The sequence below is a fragment of the Shewanella sp. MBTL60-007 genome (assembly GCF_019654915.1).
GTDB lineage: Bacteria > Pseudomonadota > Gammaproteobacteria > Enterobacterales > Shewanellaceae > Shewanella.
On the sequence record NZ_BPET01000068.1, the window covers coordinates 1 to 20140 of the forward strand.

Sequence of the window (20140 nt, forward strand, 5' to 3'; positions counted from 1 at the left end):
TCTACGGCAGCTACAACTTGTAATTTAAAGCCTAACGAATAATCTCGCTGTGTTCGCTTAACGCGGGCTGGTATTGGTGTGGTCATAATAAAGTCCTAAATGTGTAAACACATTCCAGGACAAGACAGAAACTGTAAAAAAGGCGCCGATTGGCGCCTTTTTTAATCGTTTTTTTTCGGTGGCAGATAATGCATGGGCATAACACGCACGGTTTTAATCATGTTATCCGCCACATCAACCACTTCTAGCGGATAGCCATAAAGACGCATTGAGGTGTTTGGCTCGGGGATATCTTCAAGGTATTCCAGCACTAGGCCATTAATGGTCTTAGGCCCATCAATAGGGAAATACCAGTCCATTTCCTTATTGAGTTCGCGAATATTAATACTAGCCTCAATCAGATAACTACCATCTTGCTGTGGGGTGATATCTTCGCTCGGTGGCGCGACCATCGAGGTGGTAAAGTCACCGACAATCTCTTCTAAAATATCTTCTAATGTCACTAAGCCTTGAATGTCGCCATATTCATCAACAACTAAGCCGATGCGCTCTTTATTATGCTGAAAGTTCGACAGCTGCACATTGAGTGGGGTTGCTTCAGGAATAAAGTACAGCTCTTTTACCGCACGCAAGAGTGACGACTTACTAAATTGTCCTTTAGATTGAAGGCGCAGCGCATCTCTTAGGTGGACAAAGCCTACTGCGTCATCGATTGTGTCGCGATAGAGTAATACTCGGGTGTGTGGGCTTTGAATGACCTGCTTATTGATGCTCTTGAAGTCGTCATTGATGTTGATGGCATATAAGTCGGAGCGTGGGATCATGATGTCATCTACGGTGACGTTCTCCAGATCCATGATTGAAAGCAGCATCTCTTGGTGGCGCTGCGGTATAAGCGCGCCTGCTTCATTCACAACGGTTCGAAGCTCCTCTTGGCTAAGGGCATCATCGGCTTTTACTGAGTGGATCCCCAATAGACGCAAGAAAGTTGAGGTAATAAAGTTAACGACTTTGACTAATGGGGAGAGGACGACTAACAGGCCCCGCAGGATTATGCTAGAAGGAAAAGCGATGCGTTCTGGATGCAGCGCTGCAACGGTTTTTGGAGTGACCTCGGCAAAGACCAGAACCACCAAGGTTAATACACCGGTCGAGATGGCGACCCCCACATCACCAAATAAACGTATGCCAATAATGGTCGCAATAGCCGACGCGAGAATATTAACTAGGTTATTGCCGATAAGAATAAGCCCAATCAGTCTGTCGGGCCTTTCAAGCATCATAGTGGCGCGTTTAGCCCCTTTATGACCACTATTAGCTAAGTGACGAAGACGGTACCGGTTGAGCGACATCATGGCGGTTTCTGAGCCGGAGAAGTAGGCTGAGAGTAAGATTAAGACGAACAAAATAGTTAAAAGTACGCCAGTGGATATATCGTCCAAATGTTGGAACTCCGCTGTTGTTTAAAGAAAGGGCGAATAAAAAGGCACTAAATAAAAATTAGTAATTACAGAAGTTTCGAGAGGGTGTCAAGTTTGACCCGCCAGACTTAGGCGGGTCAATAGACTAAAGTTGAGGCTTAGCTGAGGATCAACTCTTTAACTACACGGGCGCCGAAGTAGGCTAAAGAGAGTAGGACACCACCAGTTAAGGTGTAGGCGACAGCCGCTCTAATACGACAACCAACCCAATACTGCTGAGCTAACATCGCGATATAGACGCACCAAGCCATGATGGATAATACCGCTTTATGGCCTTTGCCCTCTTCAAACATATCATCGAGGAAGATAAAGCCTGTCGCGAGTGATAAGCTTAATAAAATTACACCCACAATCACCAGATGATAAAGCTGCTTTTCAACGGTCATGAGCGGCGGCATGGCCGAGGTCATCACCAGCTTTTTGCTCTTAAGGCGGTTTTGAATAATCGCTAACTGGATTGCGTAGAGCGCGGCAATCATCAGGGCACTATAAGCCATTAATGACAACACAACGTGAACTAACACATCAGGATGGATTTCAAAATGAATTATGTATTCTGGTGGCACTAGCCAAAGCAGTGCAACCGAGATCACCGAGCAGGCATAGACAACAGGCAGTACGACGATAACTTTGAGCCTGAATAGTAAGATGGTAAAGCTAAAGGTAATGATCCAGTTAACCATAGATATCACATTGGTTAAACTGAAGTTTTGTCCATCACCTGTCACAATGGCTTGATATAGCGCCGCAGCGTGTAATACAACACCAACGGCAGCCACGCCAGCGACTAACTTTCTGTTTGGACCGTCAACATGAAAAAGTCGACTTGCGACGAGAACCAAAGCAATACTGTAAAACAACATGGCTGAAGCTGAGAAAATAACCATTGAGTATTAACCTATTTGTTTTATAAACCTGATGCGTTAACACATGCTTTTAATGTTTGTGTAAAGCAGACTAACTGACTTGCATACTAGCGTGATTCAAACCTGAGTTAAATCACTGAGTGAACTAAAATATCGTGTCTCGTCAGCCCGCGAAAGTCATTTCGACTTTAATCACTAAGTTAGCACGTAACATTATGGTGTAGAATAGCATGAGCTAATGGGATTTGGGCAGTGACCTCGGTTGCAAAAATAGGTCGATTTTTTACCTTATAAGTGATTTTTGGCCATTTTTTATCTTTAACCGTCGTTAGTTGTCAAAGTAACTTGATTCATTCTGTAGCATAATTACTGGGCATCGCTATAATACAGCCCTATCAATAGCAATTTTAAACGGTAAAGAACTGGATAATGTTTGAGAACTTAACTGACAGATTGTCACGGACTCTGAAAAATATCAGTGGCCGTGGTCGCTTAACGGAAGATAACGTTAAGGAAACCTTACGCGAAGTCCGCATGGCTCTTCTTGAGGCCGATGTTGCCTTGCCTGTGGTGCGTGAATTCGTAAATAGCGTAAAAGAACGCGCTGTTGGGCAAGAGGTTTCAAAGAGTCTAAGTCCAGGCCAAGCCTTTATTAAGATCGTTCAAAGCGAACTTGAAAACGCCATGGGCGAGTCGAACGAAGCTTTGGATCTGTCGGCTCAACCGCCAGCAGTCATCATGATGGCGGGTTTACAAGGTGCCGGTAAAACGACCAGTGTTGCTAAACTGTCTAAGTTCTTACGCGAGCGCTCAAAAAAGTCAGTACTTGTTGTTTCGGCTGACGTATACCGCCCAGCGGCTATCAAGCAGCTAGAAACCTTGGCCGGTGAAGTGGAAGTGGAATTCTTCCCGTCAGATGTTAGCCAAAAACCAGTCGATATTGCTAACGCTGCGATTGCACACGCTAAATTAAAATTCATCGATGTCGTTATCCTCGATACTGCAGGTCGCCTGCATGTAGACGAAGCGATGATGGATGAGATTAAAGAGCTTCATGCTGCAGTTAAGCCTGTTGAGACGCTGTTTGTCGTTGATGCGATGACGGGTCAAGATGCGGCCAATACCGCTAAAGCGTTTAACGAAGCCCTACCGCTAACTGGTGTGGTACTGACAAAAGTCGATGGTGATGCACGTGGTGGCGCGGCGCTTTCTATTCGTCATATCACGGGTAAGCCAATTAAGTTCTTGGGTGTGGGTGAAAAGACCGATGCTCTAGAGGCGTTTCATCCTGAGCGTGTAGCGTCACGTATTCTAGGCATGGGCGATGTGCTATCTCTTATTGAAGAGGTTGAACGCGGCGTTGACCAAGAAAAGGCGATGAAGCTTGCGGCTAAAGTCAAGAAGGGCGGAAGCTTTGATTTAGAAGACTTCCGAGAGCAGCTGCAGCAAATGAAGAATATGGGCGGCATGATGAACATGATTGAGAAGCTACCAGGTGTGGGGCAATTACCACCGGAAGCGCTTGCTCAAGTTCAAGATGGCAAAATGACTGGGCAGATGGAAGCGATTATCAATTCTATGACTCCTGGTGAGCGTCAGCGTCCTGATATCATCAAAGGTTCGCGTAAGCGCAGAATCGCGATGGGCAGCGGCACACAAATTCAAGATGTGAACCGTTTACTTAAACAGTTCACCCAAATGCAGAAAATGATGAAAAAAATGTCATCAAAAGGTGGCATGAAAAAGATGATGCGCGGCATGAGTGGTATGCTGCCTCCAGGCATGAAAATGCCGGGCCGCTAGGCTATCTTTAGATTCTGCAAAGTCAAATTTACAGACTAGATTGAATTTCAATCTGGTCTGTAAATCGTTTTAGGTGTAAAAAACGCCGATTACGGTTGCATTCGCCGGTCAGTCAGGTAAAATCTGCCGGCTTTCTATCTGGGGCTCTCCGCGAACACGGAGTTTCAGTTTTTACTTTTGCTTGATAAAAAGCAAATCATTAGAGGATACAAAACGCATGGTTACCATTCGTTTAGCTCGTGGCGGCGCAAAAAAGCGTCCATTTTATAACATCGTTGTAGCTGACAGCCGTAACGCCCGTGACGGTCGTTTCATTGAGCGTGTTGGCTTTTTTAACCCTGTAGCTCGTGGCCAAGAAGAAGCTCTACGCTTAGATCTTGACCGTGTTGAGCACTGGGTTGCTAACGGTGCTGCTACTACTGATCGTGTAGCAAAATTGATCAAAGACGCTCGTAAAGCTGCTGCTTAATAGCGTTAGGGTATAGATTGATGAGTAGTAAACAAGAGCCTGTCATCCTTGGCAAAATTGGTTCAAGTTATGGCATTAAAGGTTGGTTGAAGATCACTACCTATACCGACTCTGTTGAAGGTATTTTTGACTATTCACCTTGGCTTATTAAAGAACAAGGCGAATGGCGCGAGGTTAAAGTCATCCAGTGGCGTTTCCAAGGTAAAGCAGTCGTTGCTTGTCTTGAAGGCGTAACAACACGGGACGAGGCTCAGGCGCTTACAAACTGTGAGATCGCCGTAACCCCGGAACAGATGCAAGAACTTCCAGAAGATGAATTCTACTGGCGAGATCTTATCGGATGTGAAGTGGTTAATACCAAAGGCTATAACATGGGGACGGTACAAGAGATCGTGGAAACAGGATCGAATGACGTACTTTTAGTTAAAGCAAACGCGAAAGATGGCTTTGGCAAAGCGGAACGTATGATTCCCTTTGTTACTGAACAGTTCATCCAAAAGGTGGACTTGGCAGCAAAACAGATTTTAGTGGATTGGGATCCGGACTTCTAAGTCGAGGTACAACATATGTGGTTAGGGGTAGTAACCCTGTTTCCCGAGATGTTTCGTGCCGTAACAGATTTTGGTGTAACGGGTCGTGCAGTTAGCAAAGGGTTGCTAGAGTTGCAAACGTGGAATCCTCGAGATTTCACCCATGATAAACATAAAACAGTGGATGATCGCCCATATGGTGGTGGCCCTGGAATGTTAATGATGGTGCAGCCTCTACGTGACGCTATTCATGCAGCGAAAGCTGCAGCTGGAAACGAGGCAAAGGTGATTTACCTTTCTCCTCAAGGCCGTAAGCTGACACAGCAAGGCGTTGAAGAGTTAGCGCAATCATCTAGTTTGATTTTGGTGTGTGGACGATACGAAGGTATTGACGAGCGCATCATTCAGACTGAAGTGGATGAAGAGTGGTCGATTGGAGATTACGTGCTTTCGGGCGGTGAGCTTCCAGCGATGACTCTGATTGATTCAGTATCAAGATTGGTTCCTGGCGTGCTAGGAAAACAAGCTTCCGCAGAGCAGGACTCCTTCTCTGATGGCTTACTGGATTGTCCCCACTATACGCGTCCTGAAAGCTTGGATGGTTTGGATGTTCCAGCCGTATTGTTAAGTGGCAACCACGAACATATTAGACGCTGGCGTCTACAGCAAAGCCTAGGTAGGACTTTGTTGAGACGGCCAGAATTACTTGAAAATCTAGCTCTGACTGGCGAACAAGAGAAGCTTCTAGCTGAATTTGTTGACACCATCAAACAAGATGATTAGTCGAAGCGCAGTTATTACTAGTATGGAGTTTATTTAATGAATAACATCATCAAAATGCTCAACGAAGAGCAAATGAAAACCGACGTACCACAATTTGGTGCCGGTGATACAGTAATTGTTAAAGTACGTGTTGTAGAAGGCGGTAAAGAGCGTCTACAGGCGTTTGAAGGCGTTGTAATCGCTAAGCGTAACCGCGGCGTTCACTCTGCATTCACAGTACGTAAAATCTCTAATGGTGAAGGTGTTGAGCGTGCGTTCCAGACTCACAGCCCAATCATCTCTAGCATCGAAGTTAAGCGTCGCGGCCGTGTTCGTCGTGCTAAGCTTTACTACCTACGTGATCGTTCAGGTAAGTCTGCACGTATCCGTGAGAAGCTTGCTACTAAGTAATTTAGTACTCGCTATAAATAAGATGCAGTGTTCGCACGAGAAACCGCCTATATGGCGGTTTTTTGTTACCTAAATTTGCTATTTTCGTCATTCACCTCACCATTTCCCTATTCTCAGCATAAGCTCCCAAGCTGTATAAAAGCGACTCAGCCTATTTAGCTCCTATGCTTAAACTCAAGCTAGCTTTGTGCAAGTTGGTATGATTCATAGCGCGTGCTTAGGTAGTTATTACTCCCCTATGTAACTATTCACTCCATAACCTAAAATCCTAAGATTAGAATTTTTCATTTATTGGAAATGCCCCTTGATCTTATATCTGGGTAAAGGCATAGTGTTTCCAAGGTGTAATGGTGTACCGTTACGGTATTACCTTTGGTGAATAGTTTACATAATCGTAGAGACGTCTTCCGTGTAGTAAAGGTCGTTGAGTTATAGAGCAGATAAGAGATTAACAGGTGGTAATCATGCAACAAGATACAATTAACAATGTCCATATTAGTTCTGAGCAAGTGTTAGTGACTCCTGAGGAGTTAAAGCGTGAGCTACCTCTGTCTAAGCATGCCTACCAATATATCCTCAACGCGAGAAAGACAGTTGCTGATATTGTCCATAAGCGTGATAACCGTGTGCTAGTGATCTCGGGTCCTTGCTCGATCCACGATATAGAAGCAGCCAAAGAGTATGCCCTTAAGCTGAAGAAGCTACATGATGAACTTGGTGAGCAGTTTTTCGTGTTGATGCGAGTCTACTTTGAGAAGCCACGCACCACCGTAGGCTGGAAAGGTATGATTAATGATCCTGATATGGATGAGTCCTTCGATGTGGATAAGGGTCTTAGGCAGGCTCGCGAGCTGATGATCTGGCTGGCCGAACTCGAGTTACCTGTAGCCACAGAGGCGCTCGACCCTATTAGTCCACAATACATGTCAGAGTTGGTGACCTGGTCTGCCATAGGTGCACGCACCACTGAGTCACAAACCCACCGCGAGATGGCGTCAGGTCTTTCTATGCCAGTAGGCTTTAAGAACGGCACAGACGGAAAGCTTGGGGTGGCCATCAATGCATTAGAGTCAGCTGCTAGCTCTCACCGCTTCATGGGGATAAATCAGAAGGGGCAGGTAGCACTGCTGCAAACGGCTGGTAATCCTGACGGTCATGTGATTTTACGTGGTGGCAAACAGCCTAACTACGATGCTGCCAGTGTGGCGGAGTGCGAGGTTCAGCTGCATGGAGCCAATCTAAGTGCTCGCCTTATCGTTGATTGTAGCCATGGTAATTCATCTAAAGATCACAATAAGCAAAAGCCTGTTTGTGAGGATGTGTTCAATCAAATTGCAGTGGGTAATAAGTCTATTATCGGTGTGATGCTTGAGAGCCATCTAAACGCAGGCAAGCAGAGTAGTGATTTACCAATGGAACAGCTCGCCTATGGTGTGTCTGTAACCGATGCCTGTATTGACTGGCAAACCACTGAAGCACTATTACGCGAAGGAGCCGAAGTGTTGGCCTCGGTATTACCGACAAGATTTGATATGCTAAAAGTTGCAAACGGCTGATGGAAGAAACAAAGATGAATGAGAAGACCACCGCAGAGCTTGAAAATCTAAGAGGTTTGATTGACGGTGTCGATCAGCAGTTGCTGCATCTGCTACGCAAACGATTAGATTTAGTCGCTCAAGTAGGCGCGGTAAAACACGGTGCGGGTTTGCCTATCTATGCTCCCCAGCGTGAGGCCAATATGTTGGCTAAGCGGCGAGAAGAAGCTAAGTCAATGAATGTGTCACCGCAGCTCATTGAAGATATTCTGCGACGACTGATGCGCGAATCCTACCTTAATGAGAAAGATGTCGGCTTTAAGCAGGTGAAAGCAGACTTAGGTCATGTGGTTATCGTGGGCGGTGAGGGTAAACTTGGTGGTTTGTTTTCACAGATGCTGACACTTTCAGGTTATGAGGTTAGGTCGCTTGATAAAGATGACTGGGCCAATAGTGAGGCTATCTTCGATGGCGCCGGCCTGGTGATTGTCACAGTGCCCATCAACATCACCTGTGAGCTAATAGCTCAAAGGCTGACTAATTTGCCTAAACACTGTATTTTGGCGGACTTGACCTCGATTAAAGGCGCACCGATGGAAGCGATGCTTGCAGCGCATTCTGGTCCAGTGCTTGGCCTACACCCGATGTTTGGGCCCGATGTGGGTAGCCTAGCTAAACAGGTTGTAGTCGTGTGTCATGGCCGAGATAGCGAGGCTTATCAATGGCTGATTGAACAAATCCAGATCTGGGGCGCACGTATTGTCGAAACCGAACCGACTAAACACGATAAGGCGATGCAACTGGTCCAGGCTATGCGCCACTTCTCCTCTTTTGTATATGGTTTAAATCTTTATAAAGAGGAGGCGGATATTGAGTCTTTGCTGCAGTTTAGCTCGCCAATCTACCGTTTAGAGCTAGCCATGGTAGGCCGACTATTTGCACAAAGTCCTGAGCTTTACGCCGATATTATTTTTGCCCAAGAGGAGAGTTTGGTTGCCATCAGCGATTATCTCGATAATTACTCTCAAGCTTTGTCTATTCTCAAGTCTGGCAACCGAGAAGCATTTGTCGCACAGTTTGAAGAGGTCTCTCGTTGGTTTGGTGACTTTGCACCACAGTTCCAAAGAGAGAGCCGTGCGATGCTGCAATCGGTTAACGATATGAAAACTGGCTAGTGTGTTGAATCACACAAACAATATTGAAAAAGGAGCTTAGGCTCCTTTTTTTAGTGCCCTAAAAAGAGCATTTAGCGTGATTGAGTACTAGGGGGTGTTTTAAGTTGCTATTTTTATGGGGGTTATTTAAATCATCGGCTAAATCGATACCGTCTAAATAAATGCATTAGCCATTACTTAAAGTGATCTCTTTCATAGTTTTGCCCATTAGTTTCAGAAAGTCCTTTAGCTATTTCCCAAGAAGCGTAGACTAACCTTAAAACATGTAAATAATATGCATGATTAAAAATAGGAGTTAATGTCGTGTTTTGTATTCAATGTGAGCAAACAATTAGAACACCTGCGGGTAATGGCTGTAGCTACACTCAAGGTATGTGCGGTAAATCATCTGATACTTCAGACTTACAAGATCTGCTTATCTACATTCTCCAAGGCGTGTCATCTTATGCAGCGTTAGCTCGTGAAGTCGGTATTATCGACCACGAAATTGATACCTTTGTGCCGAAAGCATTCTTCGCTACGCTAACTAATGTTAACTTCGATGATGACCGTATCATCGCCTACACCACTCAGGCTGAAACATTCCGTAATCGCTTAAAAGCGGCTTATGAAGCTAAGTGTAGCGAACTAAATATCGAAGCAAAGCCAATGAATGCACCAATGCAGCTTGTATTGGGCGCAACTAAACCTGAAATGCTAACTCAGGCTATTCAAGCTGTACCTAATCGTGGTAAAGATGAAGTTCACGAGGATATCATGGGCCTACGCTTACTTTGTCTGTATGGTCTAAAGGGCGCGGCAGCATACATGGAGCATGCTCGTGTACTGGATCAAACTAGCGATGAAGTTGCCGGTGAATTCCATGAGATTATGGCTTTCCTTGGTGAAGACTCTGTCGATGCAGATAAGCTCTTTAATACTGCAATGCAGATTGGCCAGCTTAACTACCGCGTGATGGCGATGCTCGATGAAGGTGAAACCCACGCCTTTGGTCACCCAGAGCCGACACAGGTTAATACCAAGTCTGTAAAAGGTAAGGCTATCTTAGTGTCTGGTCATGACATGAAAGATCTTGAGCTAATTCTTGAGCAAACTGAAGGTAAGGGCATCAATGTCTATACCCATGGTGAGATGTTGCCAGCATTGGCTTATCCAGAGCTTAAGAAGTACTCACACTTAGTGGGTAACTACGGCAGCGCATGGCAGAATCAGCAAAAAGAATTTGCGACATTCCCTGGCGCAGTTGTAATGACATCTAACTGTATCATCGACCCAAATGTTGGTGACTATTCAGACCGTATCTTCACTCGTAGCATCGTAGGCTGGCCTGGTGTGACTCACTTGGTTGGTGATGATTTCAGTGAAGTGATTGCCAAAGCGGAGTCGCTAGAAGGCTTTATCTATGATGAGATCCCCCATCTAATCACCATAGGTTTTGCTCGCAATGCACTGATGGCCGCAGCGCCGACCGTAATTGAGAATGTGAAGAGTGGTGCAATCAAGCATTTCTTCTTAGTCGGTGGTTGTGACGGTGATAAGCAAGAGCGTGGTTACTTCACCGATATCGCGACTCAAGCGCCAGCAGATTCGGTTATCCTGACTCTGGGTTGTGGTAAGTACAAGTTCAATAAACTTGAGTTTGGTGACATCAACGGTATCCCACGCCTGTTAGATATTGGTCAATGTAATGACTCATACTCAGCGATTCAGCTTGCTATCGCACTGTCTGAAGCCTTTGAGTGTGACATCAATGAGCTACCGTTAACATTAGTGCTATCTTGGTTTGAGCAGAAAGCCATTGTTGTACTATTGACGTTACTGTCTCTCGGTGTGAAGAACATTATCACTGGCCCAACAGCGCCGGCTTTCTTAACCCCTAATCTGGCAAAAGTGCTAGAAGAGAAGTTTGGCCTTCGTAATACCACAACCGTTGAAGCGGATCTTAATCGCATTCTTAATGTGGCATAACGGCTAAACCGTTGCTTATGATGTAAGTCAAAGTGGCCGCCAATGTGTGGCCACTTTTAGCTTAGGGATAACTCGCTTTAAGCGGGATAGGTAGGTTTTGAGTGAATATGGCAATGAATAAACAAGCGTCAACGGCAGAGTCTTTTTCCGCAGTGCAATGGCAGTCTGGTGAGCATCAATTGGTGTGTGTTGAAAAGTGGAGTGAAACTCACGATGTAATGAGTTTTCGCTTCCAAGGGACACAACCTGTGAAGTTTCATTTTAAGCCTGGGCAGTTCTTAACGCTATTGCTTGAAATTAATGGTGAGAAAATTGCGCGCAGTTATACCATTAGCTCTTCGCCTTCTCGCCCTTATTCAATAGTATTAACTGTTAAACGTATTGAAGGTGGCAAGGTTTCTAACTATTTGGCCGATAATCTTGAAGTGGGTCATATGGTGCGAGCGCTGGGACCTGACGGTGTGTTTAACCTAGTTGATATTCAAGCCGATAAGTATCTATTTTTAAGTGCAGGCTGTGGTATTACTCCCATGTACTCGATGTCGCGTTGGTTAACCGATACTGAAATCGGCCCAGATATCAGCTTTGTTCACAGTGCTAAATCAGACAATGACCTGATTTTTGAGAGCTCACTGATGCAGATGGCAAAGCGAAGTGAGAGGTTTACGCTTAACTATATTTTAGAAGAGCCTGGTGAATCATTTAATGAGTATATCGATCCTTTGGCTGGTCGATTAAGTGGTGAAAGGCTAGAGCGCTTGGTGCCAGATTATAAGACGCGAACTGTGTTTGTTTGCGGCCCAGAGCCCTATATGCAAGCGGTTAAAGCACTGCTTGAGTCATTAGGCTTTGATATGACCAAGTTCCATCAAGAAAGTTTCGGTAGTTTTAAAGGCGATAGTGCAGAGCTTGAAGCCGTTAAAGAACAAAGTGCAGGCACGAATTTTGACAAGAGTGTTGACAAGAGTGTTGATACAAGCGGCTTTATGCTGAATATCGGTGATAGAAGCCGCGCTCTGTCTGCAGAACAAACCCTATTAGATGGCATCGAAGCTGAAGGTCTGCCTATTATCGCCGCTTGCCGTTCGGGCGTTTGCGGTGCCTGTAAGTGTAAAGTTGTTGAGGGGGAGGTCGAATCTTCTAGCCAGATGGCACTAACGCCTGACGAGATAGCTCAAGGCTACGTGTTAGCTTGTTCAACTAAGTTAAAGTCAGATACGAGGCTAGAACTTTAGATTATCCTTTCAGTATTATTAATTGGGCTTATTTAAGTCAATTTGATTAAATTATTGAAATAAATCAGATGCGAAAGTTGCGTAACTCACAATGAGAAAGTAAGGTTAAAGACAGGCATGATGGATTTGCGCCTGTCTTTTATATCAATTGATATCATCTTTCGATGGAGTGGCGTATGGCATCAACATTACATTCTCAGTCGCTAGCGCTAGAAGACACGAGTCTTGCGCATCTGCTATATGCGCTTATGGCATGTTTTCCTATCATGCTGTTGCCTGCCGCCCTAAGCTTACTCATTAACCTTTACCAACCTCAACAAAACCCTAATAGCATATTGGCTATTCATTTGCGCTGGCAACGCTGGTCTATTATAGGGATGTTTTTACTGATGACTACAGGCTACTTAGCGACTCAAGTATGGTTAAGTGCGGCGCTTTATGTCATCGCTGCGGTATGGTTCAGTGGTAGGATAATTAAAGGTTGGCTTAGCCTAATTGAAGGTCGAACTATTTAACTTTTTCTGTCAACTCCCACCCGAGGCTCGCTTTTGACCAGTTATGAAATCCTCTGCCTGCTTTCTGCGCTCGCTTTAGTTATTTCACTCATCTCTTCACGATTACACCGTTGGCAACAGACAATCACCATAACGGCATTAGCATTATGTTTAAGCTTAGTTATCTTGATTGCCGGTAAAATTTTCGGACTAGAACTGTATTCCACCTTAGTAACCGATCTGGAGCAACTCGACTTTAAAGCGCTGCTGCTCAATGGCATGTTAGGCTTTCTATTATTTGCAGGGGCGTTGCAGATAAAGCTTAATGTTTTGAAACAACAGAGGTGGGAAATCTTAGTTTTGGCCTTTGTTGGCACAGTGCTGTCAACTTTGATCATTGGTGGCTTACTGTACATTTTGTCTGGAGCTTTAGATCTTCCGCTTAAGTTTAGCTATTGCTTACTGTTTGGGGCGCTGATCTCACCAACAGATCCGATAGCGGTGTTGGCCATTATCAAGCAGCTTGGTGCGCCCGAGGATATCGCAATACAGGTAGAAGGGGAGTCGCTATTTAATGATGGTATCGGCTTAGTTATTTTTGTTGCCATTTCTCAGGTCGCCTTCTCTACCGAGCCTTTGACCATTAGCAGTGTGACAGGACTCTTCATACGTGAAGCCATGGGCGGTGTGATATATGGAGCGTTATTAGCCGTAATTTTGCACGGTATGTTGCACCTTTCAGAAGAGCGCACACAGTACTTACTTATGACATTGCTGGTTCCCACTGCTGGTTATGTTGTTGCCGATATGCTTGGGGTTTCAGGACCATTAGCTATGGTGACTTGCGGCATTATTATCGGAAACGTCAGTGTCCCTAAACTGCTAAAAGAGAGTGAGTGGGGGCATCTTGATAGCTTTTGGTTATTGATTGAGTCTTTCTTTAACTCATTGCTTTTCTTGTTGCTGGGCTTGTTGTTGCTGCTCATTCATTTCGATGCCGAGTTATGGTGGTTTATGTTGCTTTCAGTTCCTATCGTACTCATCGGTCGGATCATTAGCATTTACCTGCCTTATTATGGTTTTAGGCGTTTTAGAGACTATAACTCTTACGCGGAAAAGATCTTGGTCTGGGGTGGGCTACGGGGAGGTTTAGCGCTAGCGATGGCGATGAGTCTGCCTACTGGAGTGATACTGGTGAGTGGCAGTCATATTGATCTTAGAGAGTTGTTGATGGTGATGACGTACGCGGTCGTGGTGTTTTCGATTTTAATACAAGGTACCACTATTCCGATTCTGATTGATAAGAGTAACGCCGAGCAAGTTGCTCGGCGTAAACCTTAACTTAGGGTTAGTGATATAGATTTCTCAATAGCTCATTAAGTAACTCGGGGTTTGCTTCGAGGGCTGATGCTTCAAGGGCATTTAGGTTAAGCATCATACCATCGCCCTTCAACTGCTTAATCGCTCTAACAAATGTAGCCATCTGCTCTGTTTCGATGGCATAGCTTGGGTTCACTACAATAGGTAAGTGACTAAGGGCTTTTAGCTCAACGAGGGCAGCTAAGTCGAGAGACGGTCTACCTGAATTATTCAGAGTACTTACACCTGACTCGCATAGAATGAGCTGCTGGTTACCTTGGCCTAGCAGTGTTTCGGCTGCATCGAGCAGGTCATCGACACTCGCCATCGTATTTCGCTCTAGCACCACAGGAATAAGCAAGGAGCCCAACTGAGTTAATATTGCTTGGTTGTACATCAAATTACCCGACAACATCACCACATCGGCAAATTGAGTCGCAATGGGAAGGTCTGTTTCATGCTCAATAACCAATACATTGACTAGATCGAACTGTGTTAGCACGTGCTTAAACTTAGCGATTGAGTTAATTAGATCGCTTTGCTGGCTTAAACCTTGGATAGCCACAGCTTGGAAACCAGACTCTTTTAGATGCTTGGCCAATTGCTCAAATTGTTGAAGATCTAGCGGCAGTTGCACCTGAGCGATGGCACCGATATTTCCGGCTCCTAAATTTAGTTGACCGCAGAGAACCTGTGTCGCCTCGCTCTTGTATTGCTTGCTAACACGTAGCTGCTTAGCTGGCTCCGTTGCAGTGACCGTCGTCGCCTTAGAGGTGTCAGGCTCTATCATCAATTGGCTATTGCTTAGTTGAGTCGGTTTAACTGTTTCACAGGGGTAGCAGCCAAGCACTTTAATAAAGCGAGTGGTCTTTTCTAACTCTTTCAGCGCAGCCTGCATTGGCTCGCTGGAAAGGTTGGCGTCAACATCTAAGTAGAACATCTCTTCCCAAGGGGTACCTGGAATAGGGCGAGACTCAAGTTTACTCATGTTGAGATTACGGGCCTTTAAAACTAATAGTGCTTCAACTAGTGCACCGGGCTTCTGTCCTGTGGCCATAATCAGAGTGCACTTTGCCGGCAGTTGAGAGGGGACTTCGACGGCTTTTCTAGCGACAACGATAAAACGGCTTTGGTTAACTTTTTGATTGGCTAGGCCGGTTTCAATAGCCTCAAGTTGATACAGGGCACCACCTTCGGCGCTACCTATAGCGGCAACACTGTTATCGTTTGCATTACAGACTTTTTCCATCGCTTCTGCACTGCTAGAGCAATACTCTAGTTTAAATTCACCATGTTGGCTCAAATAGCGGCTACATTGGCTGATTGGCTGAGGGTGAGCATAAACGGTTTTGATATCACTAATATTGCTATCGCTGTTAGCCAGTAGGCAGTGACCAACTTCTATAGTTGTCTCTCCAACGATGGCAAGACTCGTGTGCTGCAATACGTCATAGACTTCATTAATTGAGCCCGATGAGGTGTTTTCAATTGGTAGGAAGCCATAATCGGCATGGCCAGATTCGACGGCTTGCACGATTTCATCGAAGCTCTGACAGCCTAGATCTTGCATCTTTACTTGGCGTCGATCACAGTATCGACTCGCAGCGAGGTAGGAATAGGAGCCTCTAGCGCCTAAGTAGGCGATACAGTATTGTTGTTGCTGTGTCTCAGGGTTGGCACGGCCATGGAGGTAGGCTTGTTGATTCAGCACTGAGTCTTCGATAATGCTTTGGTACAATGAGATAACATAGTGGGCATCTAAGCCTTGTTCTCGGCCTTGCTTCACTAGGCGAGATAACAATTCTTTCTCTCTAGTTGTATCGCGTATAGGCCTTACATCAACCTCTTTACTACGGGCGACATCTAAACTTAACTCTCGGCGCTTAGCAAGCAGGGCCAGTAGTTCATTATCGAGATTGGTGATCTGTTCTCGAGTGTGATTTAAGGGTTGTGGTTTACTCATCTTAGCCTCTGAATCTAATTATGCTCTCAATACCCATAGTGGATAAACCTACGTATATATGCTTATCTTTGCTGATATAAAAAAGCCTCCCGTGTGGGAGGCTTTGGAATTTTCACTTTCGTTTTCACACCAAAATTCCGCCTCCGAGGGTGGGGGGCATAAAAAAGAAAGTAAAAATAACAGTATGGATTTTGTTCATGGAATTAAAACTAAAGGGGTGGGAGAAGCGTGTCAATCAAAACTTGGTTTTATTGAGTTTTTTGCATAAAAAAGCGCACCCGAAGGCGCGCTTTGGATTAAAACATAACAATGATATCAAGCTGCGTATTCCTCCTCTAAGTTGTCATCAAAGTCGTCATCAATGGCATCATCTTCTACTTTAAGTGCTGCGTGACGTTGACTTTCTGGTTTATGAGTCAGGCGATTTAGCTGTTTCTCCAGCTTTTGTCCCATTGCATTAATTGCTGCGTAAAGGTCATCGTGTTTCGCCTGGGCAAATAATTTGGCACTTGGTATGCCTACAGAAGCTTCAATCTTAAAACCTTGTTTCTCCTGTAGTATAATAATGTGTGGATTAATTAGCTGTACATCGTGTCGTGCTAATTTATCTAATCTGGTCTCAATACGTTCGCGAATAGATTCAGTAACTTCGAAATGTTTGCTCGTAATCTTTATCATATGTCGAACCTTTTGTTGTTTCCTTGAGTTCAGATTACCAACCTGTGTCGCGAAAGTCGTGATCTAAATCACGTTTTAATGGGTGTTTTGTACTGTTCGCCTTTTATTTGATCACTTAGACAAATATAGCCAATAATTGGCCAAATTTCCTTGTCAACAGCGAAAAACCAAGTCATATTGGGTTGGATAAGTCCTCCCTTATTTAGCGCTAATGTCGAAATTATTAGTGTAAATAACCCCATAGCACTCACATAATTCCCGCTTTATAATGACGTCTTGAAACTAACTATTTTTCGAGAGCGGCTGATAATGGAACAAAATTTAGTCAAGGTTAAAGTCTGGGATATCCCGACAAGGATTTTCCACTGGGCACTGTTGTGTTTGCTAGGTGGTTTGTGGTGGACAGCTGATGCGGGAGAGATGGAGTGGCATCAGATTTTAGCTTATGGCTTGATGGTGTTAATCGGGGTACGGCTTATCTGGGGCATCATAGGTAGCGAAACATCGCGCTTCAGTCACTTTATCCATTCTCCAAAAAAAGTGATCGCTTATCTCGCGAAAACTCGACGTGAAGGGATCTCTGCTTCAGTTGGTCATAATCCGATTGGAGGCTATATGGTTATCACGCTTATCACGCTGATTTGTGTTCAGCTTATAACAGGGTTATTTGCTACTGATGAGATCTTTACTGAAGGTCCGCTATATTCTTTAGTGAGTTCGGACACTGCGAGCCAGTTAACTTGGTTACATAAAAAGAATTTTGATCTGATTTTGATTTTGGCTGCCATTCATGTTGTTGCAGTGCTAGTCCATATGGTTAAAGGCGATAGAATTCTTGGGGCTATGTTTAGCGGTTATAAAAAGCTGCCAGCATCAACCTTGGAAGCAGATAAAGCCACACAGCTGAGTTTCGCTTCCTTGATAAAAGCGCTGGTATTAGTTGTGGTTATCGGCGGGCTTGTCGTCAATTATTTAATGTTGCCAGTGATCAATATGCTTTAATGGTGCACCTTGTATCAACAGATATAAAAAAGCCTGTATAAACAGGCTTTTTGTTATTTAACAGACTAGAACTTTAGTCTTTCTTGTACATATCATGACAACCTTTACAGCTTTTTCCTGTATTGCCAAAAGCCTTCTTTAGGTCTTTCTTATTGCCGCTATTTGCTACAGTAGCAAGTATTGCTGCATTTTCTTGGAAGGTTTTCATTTTGGCGTCAAAGTCAGCTTTATCACTCCAAATTTTTGCTAAGGCTTCAGTGTCACCTTTGTCAGAGCCCGGGATGAAGCCTTCAAGTGGTAGTTTAGATAAAGCGGCAACGTTGTCAGCACGCATAGCAAAAACTTCAGCGTTAAAATCTTTCTTACCTTTTAGCATGGCGCCCATGTCACCAAAGTTGTAAGCAATCAAGCTAAAAGCTGATTGACGGTAGTGGACGGCATCTTCGGCTTCTTTAAAGTTATTCGCCTGAGCGCTGGTGGCCAATGTTGCTGTTGCAAGCAGTGCGCTAATGCTCATTATTAGAGTTTTTTTCATATCGGTTCTCACGTTTTTATTGTGTTATGTGAACTTAATCGACTCATTGTAGCCAGAATTATCCAGCTGAATCCAATCGTTTTTTAGTTTAGTTACGCTTAGTTACAAATACAGTCTATATCTACCTGATTCAGCCTAAGCTAATTAAATTGGAGGTGTGTATGTGCCCCTAGATTCTTGCTACACTCGGTGTAATGATGTACTAGTGCGTGATAGTGCTTCATAGTTGTAAGCCATGGTCGTAAATAGGAGTTGAAATGCGAGCAGAGTGGGATTTGGTTTTAGAGAAAATCTTATTGCAGCAAGATCTACAGAATTTAATCGTCTTGTTTGAGTTGTTACTCACAGAGGAAGAGCGTAGCGCCGTTGCCGGTCGATTAAAGGTTTTTCAAACCTTATTACAAGGCGAAATGAGTCAGCGCCAAATTGCTCAAGAATACCAGATAAGCATTGCTACCATTACTCGTTGCTCAAATTACCTAAAGCATATGAGCGCGCAGCAAAGAGAGGAAATTAAGCAGTTAATTTTATAGAGGCTCAATTTACTTTGTCTGGTAGCGGCGGCTATCGATTACGAGTGTTACCAATATCCAGTAGTCGCTGCGTAGTGACGGTTTTATGTTTGCGGTGCATAGTTCGTCTCAGCAAGATATAAAGTGCATAACTCAATAGAGTGATACTAACAATTGGTGCAAGTTTAGAGTCGAGCTTAAGTAGTAATAGTGCCATGAGTAGGTACAGATATGGAGTGTGCTCGTAGATAAATGCGGGCAGTTTCCCCCTTCTTCGACGTTTTTGAGGGTCGGTACGGCGATTAGTCGAGCGCATCACATCGATGCGACTGCCTAATAAAAATAATAACGCAGCGAAGAGTTGGGCATAAGTTTGCTCCAGTATCATTAAGCTAATGCTGCCTAGAGCTATATAAGTATATGGTAGGGCTTCATAAACGGGTCTTGATAACATTCGCAGTTCCTTTGCAAAAAGATTTTCTGAGCAATTCAATTGTTCAATTTGAATAGTGTAGACCATAAAAAAGCCCGTTTCACTTTAACTCGTGAAACGGGCTTAAATTTATTCTTAATAACTAGAATAATTTAGTGTCTGCAGCCACAGCCGCCGTTACCATCACAGCCTTCTTTGGCTTCTTTTGTTTCATCGTCACTGCAGCATCCGCCTTCGTGTCCGTGATCGCCGCCACAGCAGCCACCTTCATGAGAGTGTCCATGGCCACCACATCCGCCGCCGTGTGCGTGAATATGACCATGAGCGATCTCTTCTTCAGTCGCTGCGCGTACTTCAAGTACTTCAACGTTGAAGACTAGTGATTGACCTGCAAGTGGGTGGTTGCCGTCAACAACGACTACATCGTCCTTAACTTCAGTAACCTGCACTGGACGTTGGCCCATTTCAGTCTCTGCAATAAAGCGCATACCTGGAACGATATCTTCGATGTCGCCAAATGCTGACATTGGGACTTCTTGGCGAAGGCCGTCATGATATGGGCCGTAGCCTTGTTCTGCATCAACAGTTACATCAAGGATGTCACCTTGTACTTTGCCTTCAAGCGCAGCTTCTAAGCCTGGGATCATGTTTTCTGCACCATGCAGATAGATCATTGGCTCGCCTTCAAAAGAACTTTCTACAAGCTGACCTTTCGCATCTGATAATCTGTAATGGATGCTAACAGCACATTTTTCGGTGATTTTCATATTGGCTCCAATCGGAAATTTGCGCGCATTCTAGCCTGCTTTAAAGGGATTTGCGATAGAATGAATGCACTTCTGCTACCTAAACCACATCTTTATTATCTAAAAATAGAGCCTGCCTGTGTGGTTTGAATCTGAGATGTAAGCTCTTTTTATCTTTTAGTC

Annotated in this window: 21 protein-coding genes and 1 other annotated feature; of the genes, 14 read left to right on the forward strand and 7 right to left on the reverse strand. The window is 44.5% G+C overall.

What is annotated here, in order from left to right:
- Positions 1-161 precede the first annotated feature (161 nt).
- Together K5Q92_RS20690 and K5Q92_RS20695 are read right to left on the reverse strand one after the other, a co-directional pair.
- Positions 162-1442, reverse strand: a complete 1281-nt coding sequence (locus K5Q92_RS20690) for an HlyC/CorC family transporter (protein ID WP_220770762.1) — start codon at positions 1440-1442, stop codon at positions 162-164.
- A 137-nt stretch (positions 1443-1579) separates the two neighbouring features.
- Complete coding sequence (locus K5Q92_RS20695; RefSeq protein WP_220770763.1) at positions 1580-2368, reverse strand: inner membrane protein YpjD; 789 nt, start codon at positions 2366-2368, stop codon at positions 1580-1582.
- Between the two features lie 408 nt (positions 2369-2776).
- Here K5Q92_RS20695 and ffh point away from each other — a divergent pair, with 408 nt between their 5' ends.
- The 11 genes from ffh to K5Q92_RS20750 all read left to right on the forward strand — a co-directional run bounded on the left by ffh (position 2777) and on the right by K5Q92_RS20750 (position 14070).
- Positions 2777-4150, forward strand: a complete 1374-nt coding sequence (ffh, locus tag K5Q92_RS20700) for a signal recognition particle protein (protein WP_220770764.1) — start codon at positions 2777-2779, stop codon at positions 4148-4150.
- Between the two features lie 217 nt (positions 4151-4367).
- Positions 4368-4619, forward strand: coding sequence for a 30S ribosomal protein S16 (gene rpsP / locus K5Q92_RS20705; protein ID WP_012154307.1), 252 nt, complete (start codon positions 4368-4370; stop codon positions 4617-4619).
- 20 nt (positions 4620-4639) lie between these two features.
- Entirely contained in the window at positions 4640-5170 is a 531-nt protein-coding gene (gene rimM / locus K5Q92_RS20710; protein WP_220770765.1) for a ribosome maturation factor RimM, read from the forward strand.
- 15 nt (positions 5171-5185) lie between these two features.
- Entirely contained in the window at positions 5186-5932 is a 747-nt protein-coding gene (trmD, locus tag K5Q92_RS20715) for a tRNA (guanosine(37)-N1)-methyltransferase TrmD (protein WP_220770766.1), read from the forward strand.
- A 36-nt stretch (positions 5933-5968) separates the two neighbouring features.
- Positions 5969-6322, forward strand: coding sequence for a 50S ribosomal protein L19 (gene rplS, locus K5Q92_RS20720; RefSeq protein WP_220770767.1), 354 nt, complete (start codon positions 5969-5971; stop codon positions 6320-6322).
- A gap of 464 nt (positions 6323-6786) precedes the next feature.
- Positions 6787-7878, forward strand: coding sequence for a 3-deoxy-7-phosphoheptulonate synthase (locus tag K5Q92_RS20725; RefSeq protein WP_220770768.1), 1092 nt, complete (start codon positions 6787-6789; stop codon positions 7876-7878).
- A gap of 14 nt (positions 7879-7892) precedes the next feature.
- A complete protein-coding gene (tyrA, locus tag K5Q92_RS20730) occupies positions 7893-9032 on the forward strand; it encodes a bifunctional chorismate mutase/prephenate dehydrogenase (RefSeq protein WP_220770769.1) in 1140 nt (379 codons plus the stop codon).
- A 303-nt stretch (positions 9033-9335) separates the two neighbouring features.
- Positions 9336-11000 (forward strand): hydroxylamine reductase, encoded by a 1665-nt coding sequence (hcp, locus tag K5Q92_RS20735; protein ID WP_220770770.1) that lies wholly within the window; start codon positions 9336-9338, stop codon positions 10998-11000.
- A gap of 107 nt (positions 11001-11107) precedes the next feature.
- Entirely contained in the window at positions 11108-12235 is a 1128-nt protein-coding gene (locus K5Q92_RS20740; RefSeq protein ID WP_220770771.1) for a hybrid-cluster NAD(P)-dependent oxidoreductase, read from the forward strand.
- 176 nt (positions 12236-12411) lie between these two features.
- The gene (locus tag K5Q92_RS20745) at positions 12412-12750 is read left to right on the forward strand and encodes a hypothetical protein (RefSeq protein ID WP_220770772.1); all 339 of its coding nucleotides are present in this window, start codon (positions 12412-12414) and stop codon (positions 12748-12750) included.
- Positions 12751-12783: 33 nt separating this feature from the next.
- Positions 12784-14070: a sodium:proton antiporter gene (locus K5Q92_RS20750; RefSeq protein ID WP_220770773.1), complete on the forward strand. Its 1287-nt coding sequence runs from the start codon at positions 12784-12786 to the stop codon at positions 14068-14070.
- Between the two features lie 7 nt (positions 14071-14077).
- On the opposite strand, the gene K5Q92_RS20755 is transcribed toward K5Q92_RS20750, so the two are convergent.
- A complete protein-coding gene (locus tag K5Q92_RS20755) occupies positions 14078-16051 on the reverse strand; it encodes a chorismate mutase (protein ID WP_220770774.1) in 1974 nt (657 codons plus the stop codon).
- 75 nt (positions 16052-16126) lie between these two features.
- Positions 16127-16245, reverse strand: a sequence feature (Phe leader region).
- Between K5Q92_RS20755 and K5Q92_RS20760 the strand changes: the two genes are divergently transcribed.
- Positions 16155-16319, forward strand: a complete 165-nt coding sequence (locus K5Q92_RS20760) for a hypothetical protein (RefSeq protein WP_220770775.1) — start codon at positions 16155-16157, stop codon at positions 16317-16319. (Overlaps the previous feature by 91 nt.)
- A 47-nt stretch (positions 16320-16366) precedes the next feature.
- Here the strand turns inward: K5Q92_RS20760 and hpf are convergent, their stop codons facing one another.
- Positions 16367-16729: a ribosome hibernation-promoting factor, HPF/YfiA family gene (gene hpf, locus K5Q92_RS20765; RefSeq protein ID WP_220770776.1), complete on the reverse strand. Its 363-nt coding sequence runs from the start codon at positions 16727-16729 to the stop codon at positions 16367-16369.
- A 309-nt stretch (positions 16730-17038) separates the two neighbouring features.
- Between hpf and K5Q92_RS20770 the strand changes: the two genes are divergently transcribed.
- The gene (locus tag K5Q92_RS20770) at positions 17039-17731 is read left to right on the forward strand and encodes a cytochrome b/b6 domain-containing protein (protein WP_220770777.1); all 693 of its coding nucleotides are present in this window, start codon (positions 17039-17041) and stop codon (positions 17729-17731) included.
- Positions 17732-17804: 73 nt separating this feature from the next.
- On the opposite strand, the gene K5Q92_RS20775 is transcribed toward K5Q92_RS20770, so the two are convergent.
- A complete protein-coding gene (locus K5Q92_RS20775) occupies positions 17805-18266 on the reverse strand; it encodes a cytochrome c (RefSeq protein WP_220770778.1) in 462 nt (153 codons plus the stop codon).
- A 257-nt stretch (positions 18267-18523) separates the two neighbouring features.
- Here K5Q92_RS20775 and trpR point away from each other — a divergent pair, with 257 nt between their 5' ends.
- Positions 18524-18799 (forward strand): trp operon repressor, encoded by a 276-nt coding sequence (trpR, locus tag K5Q92_RS20780; RefSeq protein WP_220770779.1) that lies wholly within the window; start codon positions 18524-18526, stop codon positions 18797-18799.
- A 31-nt stretch (positions 18800-18830) separates the two neighbouring features.
- Here trpR and K5Q92_RS20785 read toward each other — a convergent pair whose 3' ends face one another.
- Together K5Q92_RS20785 and slyD are read right to left on the reverse strand one after the other, a co-directional pair.
- Positions 18831-19232, reverse strand: coding sequence for a hypothetical protein (locus K5Q92_RS20785; protein WP_220770780.1), 402 nt, complete (start codon positions 19230-19232; stop codon positions 18831-18833).
- Between the two features lie 131 nt (positions 19233-19363).
- A complete protein-coding gene (gene slyD, locus K5Q92_RS20790; protein WP_220770781.1) occupies positions 19364-19978 on the reverse strand; it encodes a peptidylprolyl isomerase in 615 nt (204 codons plus the stop codon).
- Positions 19979-20140 lie beyond the last annotated feature (162 nt).

Excerpts from the sequence above, each read along its gene's own strand:
- K5Q92_RS20695 (WP_220770763.1), bottom strand. The coding sequence starts at position 2,368 with ATGGTTATTTTCTCAGCTTCAGCCATGTTGTTTTACAGTATTGCTTTG.
- ffh (WP_220770764.1), top strand. The coding sequence starts at position 2,777 with ATGTTTGAGAACTTAACTGACAGATTGTCACGGACTCTGAAAAATATC.
- rpsP (WP_012154307.1), top strand. The coding sequence starts at position 4,368 with ATGGTTACCATTCGTTTAGCTCGTGGCGGCGCAAAAAAGCGTCCATTT.
- rimM (WP_220770765.1), top strand. The coding sequence starts at position 4,640 with ATGAGTAGTAAACAAGAGCCTGTCATCCTTGGCAAAATTGGTTCAAGT.
- trmD (WP_220770766.1), top strand. The coding sequence starts at position 5,186 with ATGTGGTTAGGGGTAGTAACCCTGTTTCCCGAGATGTTTCGTGCCGTA.
- rplS (WP_220770767.1), top strand. The coding sequence starts at position 5,969 with ATGAATAACATCATCAAAATGCTCAACGAAGAGCAAATGAAAACCGAC.
- K5Q92_RS20725 (WP_220770768.1), top strand. The coding sequence starts at position 6,787 with ATGCAACAAGATACAATTAACAATGTCCATATTAGTTCTGAGCAAGTG.
- tyrA (WP_220770769.1), top strand. The coding sequence starts at position 7,893 with ATGAATGAGAAGACCACCGCAGAGCTTGAAAATCTAAGAGGTTTGATT.
- K5Q92_RS20740 (WP_220770771.1), top strand. The coding sequence starts at position 11,108 with ATGGCAATGAATAAACAAGCGTCAACGGCAGAGTCTTTTTCCGCAGTG.
- K5Q92_RS20745 (WP_220770772.1), top strand. The coding sequence starts at position 12,412 with ATGGCATCAACATTACATTCTCAGTCGCTAGCGCTAGAAGACACGAGT.
- K5Q92_RS20755 (WP_220770774.1), bottom strand. The coding sequence starts at position 16,051 with ATGAGTAAACCACAACCCTTAAATCACACTCGAGAACAGATCACCAAT.
- hpf (WP_220770776.1), bottom strand. The coding sequence starts at position 16,729 with ATGATAAAGATTACGAGCAAACATTTCGAAGTTACTGAATCTATTCGC.
- K5Q92_RS20770 (WP_220770777.1), top strand. The coding sequence starts at position 17,039 with ATGGAACAAAATTTAGTCAAGGTTAAAGTCTGGGATATCCCGACAAGG.
- K5Q92_RS20775 (WP_220770778.1), bottom strand. The coding sequence starts at position 18,266 with ATGAAAAAAACTCTAATAATGAGCATTAGCGCACTGCTTGCAACAGCA.
- trpR (WP_220770779.1), top strand. The coding sequence starts at position 18,524 with ATGCGAGCAGAGTGGGATTTGGTTTTAGAGAAAATCTTATTGCAGCAA.
- K5Q92_RS20785 (WP_220770780.1), bottom strand. The coding sequence starts at position 19,232 with ATGTTATCAAGACCCGTTTATGAAGCCCTACCATATACTTATATAGCT.
- slyD (WP_220770781.1), bottom strand. The coding sequence starts at position 19,978 with ATGAAAATCACCGAAAAATGTGCTGTTAGCATCCATTACAGATTATCA.